General features: G+C 70.5%; 17 protein-coding genes and 1 tRNA gene. 8 read left to right on the top strand and 10 right to left on the bottom strand.

Translation table 11 applies throughout. The annotated features are described in order from the left end of the window. Positions 1–42: 42 nt before the first annotated feature. The 3 genes from ACFVTX_RS06745 to ACFVTX_RS06735 form a co-directional block, all read right to left on the bottom strand. The gene (locus tag ACFVTX_RS06745) at positions 43–1659 is read right to left on the bottom strand and encodes a LuxR C-terminal-related transcriptional regulator (protein ID WP_386898816.1); all 1617 of its coding nucleotides are present in this window, start codon (positions 1657–1659) and stop codon (positions 43–45) included. 71 nt (positions 1660–1730) lie between these two features. Continuing rightward, complete coding sequence (locus tag ACFVTX_RS06740) at positions 1731–2045, bottom strand: hypothetical protein (protein WP_386898815.1); 315 nt, start codon at positions 2043–2045, stop codon at positions 1731–1733. 90 nt (positions 2046–2135) lie between these two features. Then, a complete protein-coding gene (locus ACFVTX_RS06735; protein WP_386898814.1) occupies positions 2136–2507 on the bottom strand; it encodes an iron chaperone in 372 nt (123 codons plus the stop codon). A gap of 148 nt (positions 2508–2655) precedes the next feature. Here ACFVTX_RS06735 and ACFVTX_RS06730 point away from each other — a divergent pair, with 148 nt between their 5' ends. From ACFVTX_RS06730 to ACFVTX_RS06720, 3 genes are all read left to right on the top strand, one after another. After that, positions 2656–4173, top strand: a complete 1518-nt coding sequence (locus tag ACFVTX_RS06730) for an APC family permease (protein WP_386898813.1) — start codon at positions 2656–2658, stop codon at positions 4171–4173. Between the two features lie 103 nt (positions 4174–4276). After that, complete coding sequence (locus tag ACFVTX_RS06725) at positions 4277–4546, top strand: acylphosphatase (RefSeq protein ID WP_386898812.1); 270 nt, start codon at positions 4277–4279, stop codon at positions 4544–4546. Positions 4547–4660: 114 nt separating this feature from the next. Beyond that, entirely contained in the window at positions 4661–5020 is a 360-nt protein-coding gene (locus tag ACFVTX_RS06720) for an SPW repeat protein (protein WP_386898811.1), read from the top strand. Positions 5021–5123: 103 nt separating this feature from the next. Here ACFVTX_RS06720 and rplA read toward each other — a convergent pair whose 3' ends face one another. The 5 genes from rplA to ACFVTX_RS06695 form a co-directional block, all read right to left on the bottom strand. After that, a complete protein-coding gene (rplA, locus tag ACFVTX_RS06715) occupies positions 5124–5813 on the bottom strand; it encodes a 50S ribosomal protein L1 (protein ID WP_386898810.1) in 690 nt (229 codons plus the stop codon). Positions 5814–5959: 146 nt separating this feature from the next. Beyond that, positions 5960–6388, bottom strand: a complete 429-nt coding sequence (gene rplK, locus ACFVTX_RS06710; RefSeq protein WP_022889257.1) for a 50S ribosomal protein L11 — start codon at positions 6386–6388, stop codon at positions 5960–5962. 153 nt (positions 6389–6541) lie between these two features. Then, entirely contained in the window at positions 6542–7468 is a 927-nt protein-coding gene (gene nusG, locus ACFVTX_RS06705) for a transcription termination/antitermination protein NusG (protein WP_386898809.1), read from the bottom strand. A 59-nt stretch (positions 7469–7527) separates the two neighbouring features. Next, on the bottom strand, positions 7528–7803 hold the full coding sequence (gene secE, locus ACFVTX_RS06700; protein WP_386898808.1) for a preprotein translocase subunit SecE: 276 nt from the start codon (positions 7801–7803) through the stop codon (positions 7528–7530). Between the two features lie 40 nt (positions 7804–7843). Next, a tRNA-Trp gene (locus ACFVTX_RS06695) sits at positions 7844–7916 on the bottom strand. Positions 7917–8072: 156 nt separating this feature from the next. Here ACFVTX_RS06695 and dgt point away from each other — a divergent pair. The 4 genes from dgt to ACFVTX_RS06675 all read left to right on the top strand — a co-directional run bounded on the left by dgt (position 8073) and on the right by ACFVTX_RS06675 (position 13884). Further along, positions 8073–9590 carry a dGTP triphosphohydrolase gene (dgt, locus tag ACFVTX_RS06690; RefSeq protein WP_386898807.1) on the top strand — a complete coding sequence of 506 codons (1518 nt, stop codon included), beginning with the start codon at positions 8073–8075 and terminating at the stop codon, positions 9588–9590. An 89-nt stretch (positions 9591–9679) separates the two neighbouring features. Further along, positions 9680–11935 carry an esterase-like activity of phytase family protein gene (locus ACFVTX_RS06685; protein ID WP_386898806.1) on the top strand — a complete coding sequence of 752 codons (2256 nt, stop codon included), beginning with the start codon at positions 9680–9682 and terminating at the stop codon, positions 11933–11935. Between the two features lie 206 nt (positions 11936–12141). Next, entirely contained in the window at positions 12142–12558 is a 417-nt protein-coding gene (locus ACFVTX_RS06680; RefSeq protein ID WP_386898805.1) for a hypothetical protein, read from the top strand. A gap of 99 nt (positions 12559–12657) precedes the next feature. Then, positions 12658–13884, top strand: a complete 1227-nt coding sequence (locus ACFVTX_RS06675) for a pyridoxal phosphate-dependent aminotransferase (RefSeq protein WP_386898804.1) — start codon at positions 12658–12660, stop codon at positions 13882–13884. 15 nt (positions 13885–13899) lie between these two features. On the opposite strand, the gene ACFVTX_RS06670 is transcribed toward ACFVTX_RS06675, so the two are convergent. Further along, entirely contained in the window at positions 13900–14331 is a 432-nt protein-coding gene (locus ACFVTX_RS06670; protein ID WP_386898803.1) for a hypothetical protein, read from the bottom strand. 97 nt (positions 14332–14428) lie between these two features. After that, positions 14429–15397: a LysR family transcriptional regulator ArgP gene (locus ACFVTX_RS06665; protein ID WP_386898802.1), complete on the bottom strand. Its 969-nt coding sequence runs from the start codon at positions 15395–15397 to the stop codon at positions 14429–14431. Between the two features lie 72 nt (positions 15398–15469). Here ACFVTX_RS06665 and ACFVTX_RS06660 point away from each other — a divergent pair, with 72 nt between their 5' ends. Then, entirely contained in the window at positions 15470–16240 is a 771-nt protein-coding gene (locus tag ACFVTX_RS06660; RefSeq protein ID WP_386898801.1) for a LysE/ArgO family amino acid transporter, read from the top strand. Positions 16241–16390 lie beyond the last annotated feature (150 nt).

Raw genomic sequence — 16390 nt, 5'->3', positions numbered from 1 at the left:
TGCACCCCTCAGTCGGCTCGGCCGGTGCCGAGTGCCTGCGCTTCACTCCGCCAGCCCGTGGCGGAACGCGTACGCGGTCGCGGCCGACCGCGACGCGAGGCCGAGCTTGCCGAAGATGTTGCTGAGGTGACGCTCGACGGTCTTCTCGCTGAGGTAGAGCTCGGCACCGATCTCCCGGTTGGAATGCCCGGCCGCGACGAGGCGCAGCACCTCGACCTCGCGCGGCGAGAGGCCTCCCGGCGTCCTCGCGAGCGAATCGAGGGCCGCGAACCTCGGGGCGGCACCCAACTCGTCGAGGATCGTCCGTGCGGCGTCGAGCTCCATGACGGCGGAGGCCTCGTCACCCGAGGCCAGACAGCACCGGGCGGCGAGCATCCGGCAGCGTGCCGACTCGAAGGGGACCTCGAGCTCCCTCCACTTCGCCCAGGCCCTGCGCGAGGCGACCAGGGCTCCGGCAGCGTCGCCCTCGGCGAGCAGCACCGCGGATTCCGCGGACTCGGCGAGCGCGGCGACCATTGGCGTCGACTCCCGGCGGCCGAACGCCGCGAGCTCGTCGGCCGCGTCACGGGCGCCGGCGACGTCACCGGCGCCCAGCTGGATCTCGACGATCGCGGGCAGGAGGGCGCGGCGCTCCGAGGGGTCGAGCCGATCGGCTGCGGCGCGGATCATCCGCTGCGCCGTCGAAGCCTCGCCCTGCGCGAGCCGAAGCAGCGCCAGGCCCGGCTGCGGCTCGAAGCCCGTTCGCGCCGCAGCTTCGTAGGCCGCTTCGGCAGCGGCATCCTCGCCCCGCAGCCGGTGCACCTCGCCCTGCAGGTACGCGGACGCGTAAGCGCCGTCGTGGTCGCCGAGCGCCGAGCGCTGCCTGGCCTCGGCGGCCGCGGCCTCGGCCTCGGCCCATGCGCCGTGCGCCAGGAAGAGCGCGGCCCGGTGCGCGTGGCACTGCCCGGTGAAGACGATCAGGTCGGGGCGCTCGGCGCACCACCGATCGAGCGCGCGGGTCCACTCCTGCGCGCGCCGGAGGTCGAACGCCAGTCGGCACGCCTGCAGCAGCGCGCAGTACGCGATCCCGGATGCCTCGGGCGACAGCTCCCCCGTCGTGACGGCGACCATGACCTCGTCGAGCAGCTTCATGCCGGCGCCGAGGTCGCCGAGCATGATCCGCGACTGCCCGAGCCCGAGGCCGGCCAGCGCGGCGATGTCGGCGTCGCCCGCGCGCCGGGCCTGCTGCTCGGCTTCGCGGAAGATCTGCTGGGCACCCTCGGCGTCCCCGGAGTACAGGGCCTGCAGCCCGCGGGGCACGCGCAGGAATCCGTGGTCGGCGTCGGGCTCCTCGGCGTCGTCGACGAGCCGCTCGGCACGAGCGAACCACCCGCTGCTCCGGGCGTGGTCGCCGAGGTTCGACAGCATCATGCCGAGCCACGCCGCGCAGCGGATCGCAGCGACGTGGTCGCCGTCGGCGAGGAAGGCCTCGTGCGCCCGCGCGAGCCAGTCGAGCCCCTCGGCGGCGCGTCCGACGAGGAATGCCGCCGTCGCGAGGTTCTCGAGATCGAGCGGCGTGGTGACGGCCTCGCGGTCGGCCAGCTCGAGCTCGGCGACCGCCTCGTTCCAACGGTTCTCGCGGTACGCGGCTCGGCCCACGTCGAGTGCGGCTCCGCCCATGACGCCTCCAGCCCCCGGGCGCCGCGCTCGTCGGCGCGGTGCAGCCGAATCCGGCAGCGTCCGCCCTCAGGCTAGCCCCGCACCGGTTCTGCCGGCAACGCGTCGCGACCCGCTCGCCGACCGCTTCGACCGCTCGCCGACCGGAGACACAGCACGAGGAGGATCGCGCACGAGACGAGGTAGAAGGTGTGCAGCATCCACACGGGTCCGATCGGGAGGCTGAAGACGTAGATGGAGTAGACGAGGTTGGCGACGTTGATCATCACCACGCTCGCGAGGCTGTACGACGAGACGTCCCCGGTGCGCATCGCCTTGCGCAGCATCGGCAGATTGCTGACGGCGAAGACGACGGCCGAGGCCGTTCCGGCGAGCATCACGAGGTCCATGCGCCGAAGGTAGCGCCGCACGGGCCCGCGTCGCATCGGCTGAATCCCGGAGTCCGTCCACCCGTGGCTACGGGGTCTCCCCCATTCCCGTCAGCGCCGCTTCGTGTCGAGCTGTGCGTCGATCTGCTCGATGCGCTCGGTGAAGATGCGGCGCAGCAGTCCATCGGGCACCGGATGCTCCGCGGTGAACTGCAGGGCGCCCGGCGACCACTTCAGCCCCGCCGCATCGAGCTCGGCTGCGAGCCCCGGCAGGATCTGCCCGCTGAAGGGGTAGAGGCCGAGGTGCTGCTTCGCCTCGAGCGCCGCCGCGAGCCCCTTGCCGCGGTGCAGGAGCGCGGGCATGCCGTAGCTCTCCCCCTCAACGGCGTCGGGCGAGCATTCGCGCGCGACGTCGATGACGTGCGCGAGTGCCGCGCGGTTCGCGCCATCACGCTCGGCGAGGTAGTCGGTGACGGTTCCCATGCCCGGCATCCTGCCACGGCGCCTGCTGCGCGGCATCCGAAATTAATCATTTGGTGCTATAGCTTTAGCGCCGGATGTATCGCTATGCTGACCCGTACCGTGCGCCCGGGTGGGAGGGCGCGAGATCAATGTCGATCGAAAGGGCATCATGCCAGCAGAACCCACGCCGACCCAGCTCGGCGACGACGAACACCTGAGCGTCCTCGGCTACGAGGGCTCGTTCAACCGCTCGATGAGCCTCTGGGCGAACTTCGCGCTCGGCTTCACCTACCTCTCGCCCCTCGTCGGCGTCTACTCGCTCTTCGCCGTCGCCCTCACCATCGGCGGCCCGCCCTCGGTCTGGTGGATCGTCATCGTCGGCGCCGGTCAGCTCCTCGTCTCCCTCGTGTTCGGCGAGGTCGTGTCGCAGTACCCGATCCACGGCGGCATCTACCCGTGGGCCCGCCGCCTCTGGGGCCGCCGCTACGCCTGGATGGCCGCGTGGGTCTACATCTGGGCCATGATCGTCACGATCACCTCGGTCGCCGAGTTCGGATCGGGCTTCGTCGCGAGCCTGTTCGAGCTCGAGCTCACCCCGACGATCAACCTCGCGATCACGCTCGCGCTCCTCCTGCTCGCGTTCGTCTTCAACTTCTCGGGCACGAAGACCCTCGCCCGCGTCGCGCAGATCGGCCTGGCCGCCGAGCTCGTCGGCGTCATCGGCCTCGGGCTCTACCTCCTGATCTTCCAGCGCAAGCAGGAGTTCAGCGTCTTCTTCGACACCATGGGCGTCGAGGGCGACGGCAGCTACCTCACCGCGTTCATGGGCGCCGCCCTCGCCGGCCTCTTCCTCTTCTACGGATTCGAGGCCTGCGGCGATGTCGCCGAGGAGGTGTCGAACCCCGCCCGTCGCATCCCCAAGGCGATGACGATGACGATCCTGGTGGGTGGCGTCTCGGCCCTGTTCTCCTTCGGCGGCTACGTGCTCGCCGCCCCCGACCTCGCCGCGATCGTCGCAGGCGACGACCCCGACCCCATCCCCCACATCCTCGAGTCGACGCTCGGCCCCGTGGGCGCGAAGCTCTTCCTGGTCGTGGCCGTCACCGCGTTCATCTCCTGCGTGCTGAGCCTGCAGGCCGCCGCGAGCCGCCTGCTGTTCTCCTTCGCCCGCGACGGGATGATCCCGGGCCACCGCTGGCTCGCGAAGGTGTCGGAGAAGAACAAGGTGCCGACCAACGCGCTCATCGTGGCGTGCACCGTGCCTGCGGTCCTCGCGGTGCTCATCTTCCTGAACGACGGCCTGCTCCTGCCCATCACCTCGTTCGCGGTGCTCGGCATCTACGTCGCCTTCCAGATGGTGGTGCTCGCCTCGCTCCGCCAGCGTCTCAAGGGCTGGAGGCCGGCCGGCCCGTTCTCGCTCGGCGCCTGGGGGCTCGTCGTCAACATCCTGGCGCTCGCCTACGGCGTGTTCGCCATGGTGCTGCTCGCGACGCCGGGCGCCACGGGCGACTTCGTCACCGACTACGTCGTGCTCATCGGCCTCGGCGTCGTCGTCGTCTCGGGCGCGCTCTACCTCGTGATCGCACGACCCGACCGCAAGTCGGACGCCCCCTCGGGCGACGCCATCGCCGTCGCCGACGAGATCCGCACCCGGACGGGCGCGACCGCCGCGGTCGAGGTGCGCTGAGCGCGGGCTTCTCGCCGACCCGGACGGGGGCGGCCTCGGGCTTCGGCTCGGGGCCGCCCTCGTCGGTGTCCGCCGGGCATCGCCGCCGGGTTAGAGTGAGCGGATGATCCGCCGCCACGTCATCGTCAGCGGCCTCGTGCAGGGCGTCGGCTATCGCTACCTCGCCCGCAAGCACGCCGATCGCCTCGCCGTCACCGGCTGGGTTCGCAACCTCCCCGACGGCACCGTCGAGGCCGAGGTGCAGGGCGACGATGCGGCCGTCGCCGAGATGCTGCGCCGTCTCGAGGCTGGGCCTCCCGGCTCGGCGGTGACGGCGCTGGAGGTCCGGGCCGTCGACCTCGCCGAAGACGACGACTTCCGCATCGTGCGCTGAGCTTCGGGCATCGCGCGCGGGGCCGCAGCCCGCTCATTGACCCCGGGATCGCGCGGTCGTACCGTTGAAGTGACCCCCGAATGGGAGCCACCGACCTTGAGGAGGCTGGTTTCTATGAAGAAGTGGACTCGCTGGGAAGACTGGGTCGCGATCGCCGCCGGCGCGGCGGCCATGCTCTCGACGTTGTTCGTTCCCCCGATGGGCGCCTCGGTCGCCCTGATGCTCGTGCTGGGCGCCCTGCTGATCGTCTCCGGTGTCGTCAATCTCGCAGCACCGGGCATGGTCGCGATGGAGTACATCCAGGCCGCGCTCGGCGCACTGCTGATCATCTCGCCGTGGATGGGCGGCTACGCCGACGCGATGACCTTCGGGGCCGCGTGGATGTCGTGGATCTGCGGCGCCGTCGCGCTCGTCGCCGCCGTGCTCGCCATCCGGCCGAGCATGCAGGCGCACCACGACGCCATCCCGCACTGACCGGGCCGCGCAGCGCGCGCGGACGACGAAGGCCCCGCCGGCGAACCGGCGGGGCCTTCGAGGATCTCGAGTCGCGCTGCGCGCGCCTCGATCACCGGGTGGATCAGATGGCGTTGACGTCCAGGGGGATGCCGGGGCCGAACGTGGTCGACACGGCGCCCTTCTGGATGTAGCGGCCCTTCGAGCTGGACGGCTTGAGGCGCAGGACCTCTTCGAGCGCAGCCTTCGCGTTCTCCTCGAGCTGCTCGTTCGAGAACGAGGCCTTGCCGACGACGAAGTGCACGTTGGCGTGCTTGTCGACGCGGAACTCGATCTTGCCGCCCTTGATGTCGGAGACGGCCTGGCCGACGTTCGGGGTCACGGTGCCGGTCTTCGGGTTCGGCATGAGGCCACGCGGGCCGAGCACCTTGCCGAGACGGCCGACCTGGCCCATGAGCTCGGGGGTCGAGACCGCCGAGTCGAACGCGGTGTAGCCCGCGGCGACCTTCTCGATGAGCTCGGCGCCGCCGACCTCGTCGGCGCCGGCGGCGATGGCCGCCTCAGCGGCGGGGCCGGTCGCGAACACGATGACGCGAGCGGTCTTGCCGGTGCCGTGCGGGAGGATGACGGTGCCGCGCACCATCTGGTCGGCCTTGCGGGGGTCGACGCCGAGCTTCAGCGCGACCTCGACGGTCGAGTCGAACTTCGCCGAGCCGGTCTCCTTCGCGAGGGCGACAGCCTCGCTCGGGGTGTAGAGCTTGCCGTCTTCGATCTTCGCGGCCGCGGCGCGGTAGGCCTTGGACTTCTGTGCCATGTTGCTTCTCCTTGAGAGAGTGTGGTCATCTGCGCCTGGCGGGCGCTGCCACTGATGCTGAGTTCTGGTGAACGGATGCCACGGGGCATCCGTCGTTCTCGAGGTCTCGATGCGCGCTTCGCGCACCTCGACGACGAGACGCGGCCTTATTCGACCGTGATGCCCATCGAGCGAGCGGTGCCCGCGATGATCTTCGACGCGGCGTCGAGGTCGTTCGCGTTGAGGTCGGCCATCTTCTGCTCGGCGATCGCGCGGACCTGGTCCTGCGAGAGCTTGCCGACCTTGGTGGTGTGCGGGACGCCAGAACCCTTGGCGACGCCGGCGGCCTTCTTGATGAGCTCGGCGGCCGGCGGGGTCTTCAGGATGAAGGTGAACGAGCGGTCCTCGTAGACCGTGATCTCGACGGGGATCACATTGCCGCGCTGCGACTCGGTCGCCGCGTTGTAGGCCTTGCAGAACTCCATGATGTTCACGCCGTGCTGACCAAGCGCCGGACCGATGGGCGGTGCGGGGTTGGCGGCGCCGGCGTTGATCTGAAGCTTGATCAGACCAGTGACCTTCTTCTTCGGTGCCATGATTTCTCTCTTTCTGTTCGAACGCCCTGGCGGGCACTCTCCCGTCGCTCCGGCCGTTCCGGAGGGCGGTGGTTCGTGTGGGTTCGGCGAGGCCGGACACAGCACAACCCTCCGAGTATACCGGAGGGTTGGCTGTGGACCTTCTGAGGGGTCTTAGAGCTTGGTGACCTGGTCGAAGCTGAGCTCGACGGGGGTCTCGCGCTCGAAGAGCGAGACGAGCACGGTGAGCTTGCCGCTCTCGGGCTTGATCTCGCTGATCGTGCCGGGCAGGCCTGCGAACGAGCCGTCCTTGATGGTGATCGTCTCGCCGACCTCGAAGTCGACCTCGGCGGGGATCTGACGGGCGGCACCGGTCGCGGCGCCGGCCTTCGCACCCTTGGCGGGCGCGACGTCCTTGATCTCGACGAGGCTCTTCAGCATGCCGAAGGCCTCCTCGAAGCGGAGGGGGGTCGGGTTGTGCGCGTTGCCCACGAAGCCGGTGACGCCAGGAGTGTGGCGGATGACCGACCAGCTCTCCTCGTTCAGCTCCATGCGGACCAGCACGTAGCTGGGGATGCGCACGCGGGTGACCATCTTGCGCTGGCCGTTCTTGATCTCGACCACGTCTTCCATCGGCACTTCGACCTGGTAGATGTAGTCGGCCATCGCCATCGACTCGCGTCGCTGCTCGATGTTCGCCTTCACGCGGCGCTCGAAGCCAGCGTAGGAGTGGATGACGTACCACTTGCCCGGGAGGAAGCGCAGCTCGGCGCGGAACTCCTCGTACGGGTCGAATTCGGTGTCGGCCTCTTCTTCGACGGCCTCGAGCGCAGCCTCGGCCTCTTCGGCGGAGTCGATGTCGAGTGCGTCGTCGACGACGGCGTCGGCCTCGGGGTCGCTCGCCTCGGCGAGCGAGTCGAGCACGGCGTCGAGGTCGACGTCGTTGCCCTCGTCGTCGACGATGTGGACGGCGATGTGCTCGGCGGGCTCGGAGGACTGCTCCTCGTGCTCGTTGATGTTGCCCGTCTGGGCCTCGTCGTCCTCAGCCGACTGCTCTGCAGCAGTGGCCCAGTCGACGTCGTCGCGCTCAGTCCTTGACAATTCTCGATCCTTCTCTTCGTGCGCCTACGGCGAACGGGTTTGCGAGCCGAAGGCCTCGATCAGACCCCGGTCGTTCCGAAGACGTACAGCACCAGCCACCCGAACAGCTGGTCGAGGCCCCAGACGAGCGCCATCATGATGACGACGAACACGAGCACCACGGCCGTGAAGCTGAAGAGCTCCTTCCGCGTGGGGGTGACGACCTTCTTCAGCTCAGCGATGACCTGCCGGATGAACAGGGCGATGCGCGAAAAGGGATTCCGACGCGCGGCGCGATCGCGCTTGGCGTTGGCGACGACGTCCTCACTCGGTTCGTCGATTACTTTTCGTGCCACCTCGTACACCTTTCGTGGGCCGGCAATCACTGCCGGCTCGCAGGGCGGACAGGACTCGAACCTGCAACCTGCGGTTTTGGAGACCGCTGCTCTACCAATTGAGCCACCGCCCTCGGGCCCTGTTGCGAGGGCGCCTCGGAATCACCACCTCGACTCCATGCACTCGAAATACGCGATTTCGGGCGCAGTGAAGCTTTGCTGAGGAAAGCAACCTCGAACAGTCTATGCGACGCGAGCCCCTCGCGCGAACCGACGCCTACATTGGGAGCATGAGCCCCGACCGCGCCGCCCGCCGCACCCCCGAGCCGAGCTCGAGCGTCGAGGTCACCGGCGAGCACTCGCAGTTCCGGCTCGACCTCGAGCGCATCCGCTTCTCGCCCTATTTCTCGCGGCTCTCCGCCGTCACGCAGGTCATCGCGCAGCCGGGTGCGGGCCCGCTCATCCACAACCGGCTCACCCACTCGATCAAGGTCACCGCGGTCGCGCGCGCGATCGCGGTCGGCTTCGCGGATGCCTCGTCGCCGGCCCATGCGCTCGCGGTGCAGCATGGCTGCGACGCGGTCGTGGTGCAGGCCGCTGCAAGCGCCCACGATCTCGGGCACCCGCCGTTCGGACACCTCGGCGAACGCGTGCTCGACCGGCTCGCCCGCGAGACGCTCGGCCTCGAGGACGGCTTCGAGGGCAATGCGCAGAGCTATCGCATCATCGCGACCCTCGACGTCAGCTCCGTGGCATCCCATGGGCTGAATCTCACCGCCGCGGTGCGCTCGGCGATCGCGAAGTACCCGTGGACCCGCTTCGCCTCCCCCGTGCCGTTCGCCGACGGCGGGCTCCCCCGGGGTCTCCGCATGATCGACGGCGAGGCCGTCGCGACGAAGTTCTCGGCATACGGGCTGGATGCGGCCGACCTCGCCGCGGCACGCGTCGGGCTGCCGGCGATGGAGCAGTCGCTCGAGTGCTCCATCATGGACACGGCGGACGACATCGCCTACTCCATCCACGACGTCGACGACTTCTACCGGGCGGGGCTGCTCAGCCACGGTGCGGTCGCCCGGGAGTTCCGCGGTTGGATCGAGGGGTGGAGCGAACTCCGCGCGCTCGGCGACGAGGAACTCGCCTCGCGCACCGCCCCGGCGGGTGCCGCGCTCGAGTCGCTGCGCCGCAAGATCCGGGCGAGCGACGCATGGGTGGCCGACGACGACGCCTTCGCCGCCGCGGTCGACACGGTCGCCGACGATCTCGTCGACGGGCTCCTCGCAATCCCGTTCGACGGCTCGATCGCCTCCGAGCGCGCGCTCTCCTCGTTCACGAACCGCTGGATCGGGCACCTGCAGACCTCGGTCGTGCCCGCCCCGCCCGGCGTCGCCCGCACCGGCCTCGTCGCCCTCGACCGCGGCGCCTGGCACGAGGTCGAGATCCTGAAGTTCGTGCACCGGCACTTCATCCTCGACCGCGCCGACATCGCCATGTACCAGCGCGGGCTCAGCCGTGTGCTGACGCGTGCCGTCAAGGGACTCACCGCGTGGGTGACCGACGACTACGACCGGCACCGGGTGCCGCAGCGGCTGAAGGAGCTCGTCGACATCGCCACGGCGGGCTACGAGCTCGTACGCGCGACCCGGCCCGAGGGGGTGCCGGTGCCCGAGTCGAGCGCGGTGCGCCGGCTCGGCGTCGGCCGCGGCGTCGTCGACTACGTCGCCTCGCTCTCCGACGACCAGGCGCTCGCCGTGTCGGAGGCGATCGACGGCCGCCCCGATCGACTGTGGGACATCGGGCAGAACCTCTGAGGCGGCGAGCGGCATCCGTTCACCCGGTCGTCGCCGAACCGTCGCCGAACTGACACGGTGCCGCACGCCGCGGCCGATTGGCTCGCGGCATGAGCCGAAACCTCACGCGACGCGCCCTGCCGCGCGCCATCGCCGCCACCGCCGCGACCGCCACCGCGGCCGCCATCCTGCTCGCCGCACCGGCCTACGCCGTCGGCAACGGGCAGACGACCCCCACCTCGCCGATGCACTCGTTCGAGCCGACGCTGGTCGCCCGGGCCACCCTGTCGGCCGACTTCCTCGCGGAGGGCCCCTCGTCGGGCGCACTCGCCTCCGCCGCGAACGGCCGCCAGGGCCCCTGGGACGGCCAGGTCGTCCCCGGTTTCTCGGCCGTCATCGAGAACGGCGACGGCACCTTCTGGGCCCAGCCCGACAACGGGTTCGGGACGAAGGGCAACTCGGCCGACTTCCTGCTGCGCAACTACCTCGTCCGGCCCGCCTGGCAGACCGCCGACGGCGGCGACGGCTCGATCGAGACCCTGCGATTCATCTCGTACAACGATCGCAACGGGGTGCTCGACTTCCCCATCGTGAACGGCGCGACCGATGAGCGCCTGCTCACCGGCGCCGACTTCGACATCGAGTCGGTGGTCCGCGCGAAGGACGGCAGCTTCTGGGTGGGCGAGGAGTTCGGCCCGTTCCTGCTGCACTTCGACGCCGAGGGCACGCTGCTCGAGAAGCCCTACTCGCTCGACGGCGCGAAGTCGCCCCAGAACCCGTACCTCGCCGCCGGCGAGACGCCGCGGGTGCGCGCGAGCCGCGGCTTCGAGGCGCTCGCCGCCTCGGTCAACGGCCGATACCTCTACCCGATCGTCGAGGGCGCCTATGCCGACGACACCGACCTCCGCCGCCGTGAGATCCACGAGTTCGACACGAAGCGCGGCGGTTACACCGGTCGCACGTGGAGCTACCAGACCGACCAGGAGGCGAACGTCATCGGCGACGCCTTCACGGTGAAGAACGGCGTGCTGCTCGTCGTCGAGCGCGACGACTTCGAGGGCGATCAGTCGGTCACGAAGCGCGTCTACCAGGTCGACCTGAAGCGAGCCGATCCCGCCGGGTACCTCGAGAAGACGCTCGTGCTCGACGCGCTCCGGATCGCGAACCCCGACGGCATCGGCGCGGGCGACGGCTACGGCACCGGTGAGGTGTTCTCGCTGCCCGTGCAGTCCTTCGAGACGATCGTGCAGCTGAAGGACGGTCGCCTGCTCATCGGCAACGACAACAACTACCCCGGCAACGACGCCCGCGTTCCCGGCGCGCCCGACGACACCGAGTTCGCCGTGATCGACCTCGACCGCACGAAGATCGAGCCCGAGACGGTGACCGTCATCGGCCACCGGGGCGCGAGCGGGTACCGCCCCGAGCACACCCTCGCCGCCTACGAGCAGGCCATCGTGCAGTGCGCCGACTACATCGAGCCCGACGTCGTGTCGACGAAGGACGGCGTGCTCGTCGCCCGCCACGAGAACGAGATCAGCGGCACCACGAACGTCGCCGCCCGGCCCGAGTTCGCCGACCGCCGCACCACGAAGACGATCGACGGGGTGAAGACGACCGGCTGGTTCACCGAGGACTTCACGCTCGCCGAGCTCCGCACCCTGCGTGCGAAGGAACGGCTGCCGCAGACCCGTCCGGCGAACACCGCGTTCGACGGGCTCTACCAGGTGCCCACCCTCGACGAGGTCATCGACCTCGCCCGCCACTCGATCAGCTGCGACGGCCGCCAGGTCGGCGTCTACCCCGAGACGAAGCACCCGACGTACTTCGACTCGATCGGCCTCTCGCTGGAGGAGCCGCTCGTCGCGGCCCTGCAGGCGAACGGCGTCGACGATGCCGACGCGCCCGTGATCGTGCAGAGCTTCGAGGTGTCGAACCTGCGCGAGCTCGACACCATGACCGAGGTGCGACTCGCGCAGCTGATCAGCAACTCGGGGCGGCCGTACGACTTCACCCTCGCGGGCGATCCGCGCCGCTACAGCGACCTCGTGACGCCCGCGGGCCTCGCCGAGATCGCGGACTACGCCGACGGCATCGGGGCCGAGAAGTCGGTCCTCATCCCGCGGACGGCCGGGGGCAACCTCGCCGCGCCGTCGGCCGTGATCGCCGACGCGCACGCGGCCGGCCTCGAGGTGCACGGTTGGACCTTCCGCCTCGAGAACCAGTTCCTCCCGGTCGAGTTCCGGTCGAGCCAGGTGCCGAACGAGGCGGGCGATCTCGCCGGCGAGATCGCGGTGTATCTCGCGGCGGGCATGGACGGCGTGTTCAGCGACCAGCCCGACATCGCGGTGACGGTCGCCGGCTGAGTCGCGACCGCGAGGGCGGATGCCACGGCGCCTCGCCGCGGCATCCGCCCTCCTCATTCGGGCCGCCCAGGCGAATCAGCAGATCAGCGTGGCGTTCCATTCCCCTCCCGCACCTTCGTGAGTAGCATGTGGCTCAGCACCATCAAGCGCCATCCGCACCGTGCTCGTCGAGCCGGCGCATCCCATTCGACGAGGGAGTGGTTGTCATGAGTGAAACGCAGTCAACGGAAGGCACGACGGGCTGGGTCGGCTGGGGGGCCTTCGCGGCGATCATGCTGATCGTCACCGGCGGCTTCGACCTGCTCTACGGTTTCGTGGCGCTGTTCATGCCCGATAGCGCGTACCTCACGACCGGGCAGGGCGCACTGCTCGTGTTCGACGTCGAGGGCTGGGGCTGGTGGCACGTCATCTCGGGTGCGCTGCTGATCCTCATCGGCGCCGTGCTCTTCACCGGCGCGACCTGGGCTCGCGTGATCGCCGTGATCCTCGTGATCCTCAACGCGCTCGGCCAGCTCGCGCTGCTGCCCGTGCAACCGTGGTGGTCGCTCATCGTGCTCACGCTCGACATCCTCGTGATCTACGCGCTCACCGTGCACGGCAAAGAGCTGAAGAACCTCGGCTGAGCCGACCGAACACCCCGGCCGAGCCGTCGGCCCACTTCGGATGGATTGCGCCGCAACGCGGCCTGTCATCCGGCTCGAACGCGCCGTAGGCTGGTGCGCGTGACCGAACGCGCCCGTCTCTCCGCCCGCATCGCCGCCATCGCCGAGTCCGCGACCCTCAAGGTCGACGCCAAGGCGAAGGCCCTCCAGGCCGAGGGTCGGCCCGTCATCTCATACGCCGCGGGCGAGCCCGATTTCGCGACGCCCGCCCACATCGTCGAGGCCGCGCTCGTCGCGACGAGCGACCCGAAGAACCACCGCTACACGCCCGCGGCCGGCCTGCCCGAACTGCGCGAGGCGATCGCGGCGAAGACCGCCCGCGACTCGGGCCTCGAGGCATCCGCATCGCAGGTCGTCGTGACCAACGGCGGCAAGCAGGCCGTCTACCAGGCCTTCCAGGTGCTCCTCGACGAGGGCGACGAGGTGCTCGTGCCCACTCCGTACTGGACGACGTACCCCGAGGCGATCAAGCTCGCCGGCGGTCGTCAGGTCGACGTCTTCGCGGGCAGCGAGCAGGGCTACCTCGTCACGGTCGAGCAGCTCGAGGCCGCGCGCACCGACCGCACGAAGGTGCTGCTGTTCGTCTCCCCGTCGAACCCGACGGGCGCGGTGTACGCGCCCGAGCAGGTCAAGGCGATCGGCGAGTGGGCCCTCGAGCACGGCATCTGGGTCATCGCCGACGAGATCTACCAGAACCTCACCTACGGCTCGCTCGACTCCGAGGTCGGCAGCCCCGCGCCCCGCGCCGTGTCGATCGTCGAGGCCGTGCCGGGTCTCGCGGACCAGACGATCCTCGTCAACGGCGTCGCGAAGACCTACGCGATGACGGGCTGGCGTCTCGGCTGGATGGTCGGCCCCGCCGACGTCATCAAGGGCGCCGCGAACCTGCAGTCGCACCTCTCGTCGAACGTGTCGAACATCTCGCAGCGCGCCGCGATCGCCGCCCTCACCGGCCCCCAGGAGCCCGTCGAGGAGATGCGCCGGGCGTTCGACCGCCGCCGCCGCCTCATCGTCGCCGAGCTCTCCAAGATCGACGGCATGACGGTGCCCGTGCCCGAGGGCGCGTTCTACGTCTACCCCGACGTGACGGGCCTCCTCGGCCGCGAGTGGGGCGGTGTCACGCCGACGACCTCGCTCGAACTCGCCGACCTCATCCTCGAGCAGGCCGAGGTCGCCGCGGTGCCGGGCGAGGCGTTCGGGCCGAGCGGATTCCTGCGGTTCAGCTACGCGCTCGGCGACGAGCCCCTGCTCGAGGGCGTGCAGCGACTGCAGCGACTGTTCGGCTGAGCCCGCGCGAACGCGTCACCCGGCGGGCGTGACACGGCAGACCACGTAGGCCGCGACCGTTCTCGGGCTGTGATCGAGGTCGCTGCGCTCGACCTCGATGCGCCATCCGATCGGCTGGGCGGCGCCCGCGCTGCCGATGACGGGGCCCTGGTCGACGACCACAAGTCCGCTGCCCGAGCCGAGTCGTCCGCCGCCGACGGCGACGGAACCCTGCGGGCAGTGCACCGAGACGACGCCCCTCGGATCGTAGGCCGCGAGGAAGCTCACGGCGTCGTGCACCGACAGGTCGACGGCCTTCAGCTCCTCACTCGGCGGCGCCTCCGCACCGGGCGGGTTGCCGTCCGCGGCGGCGACCTGCACGCCGATGAGCGTCCCGACCGCATAGGCGGCGGCGACCGCGGTGATGGTCGCCGCCGTCGTGAGCGCAGCGACCACCCAGATCCTCATGACTGCTCCAAGATCAGGTCGCCCGCGACACTAGCCCTGCCGACGTCCGAGCGCGTGCGTGCCAGCACTGCATTCCGACGCGCCTCGCGCCGACCGTTCAGCCGAGCGTCGTCCGTGCTTCGCTCGCGAGCGCCTCGGCCACCGCGTCGAGCAGGGGTGAACTGAGGTTCCACTGCTGCCAGTAGAGCGGCACGTCGACGGGCCGGCCGCCGAGGCGCACGAGCTCGCCGCGTGCGAGCTCCTCGGCCGATTGGAACGCGGGCAGCATGCCCCAACCGAGCCCGAGCTTCACGGCGTTCGCGAAGTCGTTCGACGCGGGCACGTAGTGCCGGGGGGCGCGTTCGGGGTCGAGTCCCGCCGCGCGGAGCGCGTCGTGCTGCAGGTGGTCGCGCCGGTCGAAGTCGACGAGCGGGGCGTTCGCGAGCCAGTCGGGCAGGGCGGATGCCACGGCGCCGCCCGCGCTCCGACCGCCGTCGCCGCTCGCCCCGGGCCGGCCTGCGGCGGAGTGCCTGGCGAGGTACGCGGGGGTCGCCACGGCCTCGTAGCGCATGATGCCGAGGGGGCGCACGAGGCATCCGGCGACCGGGGTCGACTGCGAGGTGACCGCCCCCATGACCGTGCCCGACTCGAGGAGGCCGGCGGTGAAGTCCTGGTCGTCGCGGTGCAGGTCGAAGACGACGGGGTGCGCCTCGGCGACGCGGGCCAGTGCGGGCAGGAACCAGGTGGCGAGCGAGTCGGCGTTGACCGCGAGCGGGATCGAGACCCGCCGGGCCGACGCGCCTGCGCGCGCCTCGGCGTCGGCGTCCTCGTCGAGGCCGAACTCGGCGAGCGCGTCGTGCTCGAGGAGCGCGAGCTGGCGGGCGAGGCGCACGACGACGGCGCCCGCCTCGGTCGCGCGGGCCGGCTTCGAGCGCACGACGAGCACCCGACCGAGCTGCAGCTCGAGCGTCTTCACGCGCTGCGACACCGCTGAGGGCGTGAGCCGGAGTCGGCGTGCGGCCGCGTCGAAGGTGCCCTCGTCGATGACGGCGGCGAGCGTGCGGGCGAGGTCGAGTGGAATCTGCATCTGAAGCAACGCTAATGCTTCTGAAGTATCTTGAGCTGGAATTCATGCCCAGACGTTCGTAGCCTCGGAGTCATGTCCCTCTCCTCCGCGCTCGCCGGCTTCGGCCTCGGCCTCTCGCTCATCGTCGCGATCGGTGCCCAGAACGTGTTCGTCCTGCGCCAGGGGATCCGCCGCGAGCACGTGTTCGCCGTCGCCGCGATCTGCGCGCTGAGCGACCTCGTGCTCATCGTCGTGGGCGTGTCCGGCATCGGAGCAGTGCTCGGCGCGGTGCCGTGGCTCATCGACGTGATCCGGTGGGCCGGCGCGATCTTCCTCCTCGGGTACGGGCTGCTCGCCGCCCGCCGGGCGCTGCGCCCCACGGGCGAGGCGCTCGTGGTCGAGACGGCGGAGGCTGCAGAGGCGATCGACTCGATCGAGGAGGCCGAGCGCCGCGTCGCGGGCGCCCCGCGGCCGCCGGAGGCCCGGGAGGGGACACCCGCGGCCTCCGACGGCCACGGGGCATCCGTCGCCGTCACCGCCGGACCGAGCACGCGAACCGCGGCCGCCGGCCGCACCACGCTCGCCGCCGCCGTGCTCACCTGCCTCGCGCTCACCTGGCTGAACCCGCACGTCTACCTCGACACCGTGTTCCTCCTCGGCTCGGTGGCGAACAGCCACGGCGACGGCCGCTGGGCGTTCGCCCTCGGCGCGGGCCTCGCGAGCCTCGTCTGGTTCTTCGCCCTCGCCTACGGGGCGCGCCTGCTCGGTCGGGTGCTCGCCACGCCGCGCGCCTGGCGCATCCTCGACGGCGTCATCGCGCTCGTCATGCTCGCCATCGCGATCTCGCTCGTCCTGCCGCACTGAGCGGGCGCGTTCGCGCCGCATTCGCGGCCGTGCTACCGTTTCCGTCATCGTGAGCACCTTCACCTGTCGCTGCTGTCGCCGCTAGGCGGTCGTCTCCCCGACGACCCCAGGGCGCGATTCCCCGCGCCGCCGACCGCAGCCCCGTGCTCA

It is taken from the genome of Agromyces sp. NPDC058136, assembly GCF_042884375.1.
Lineage (GTDB): Bacteria > Actinomycetota > Actinomycetes > Actinomycetales > Microbacteriaceae > Agromyces.
The sequence above is the reverse complement of the archived record's forward strand: the minus strand, read 5'-3'. Positions and strand labels throughout refer to the sequence as shown.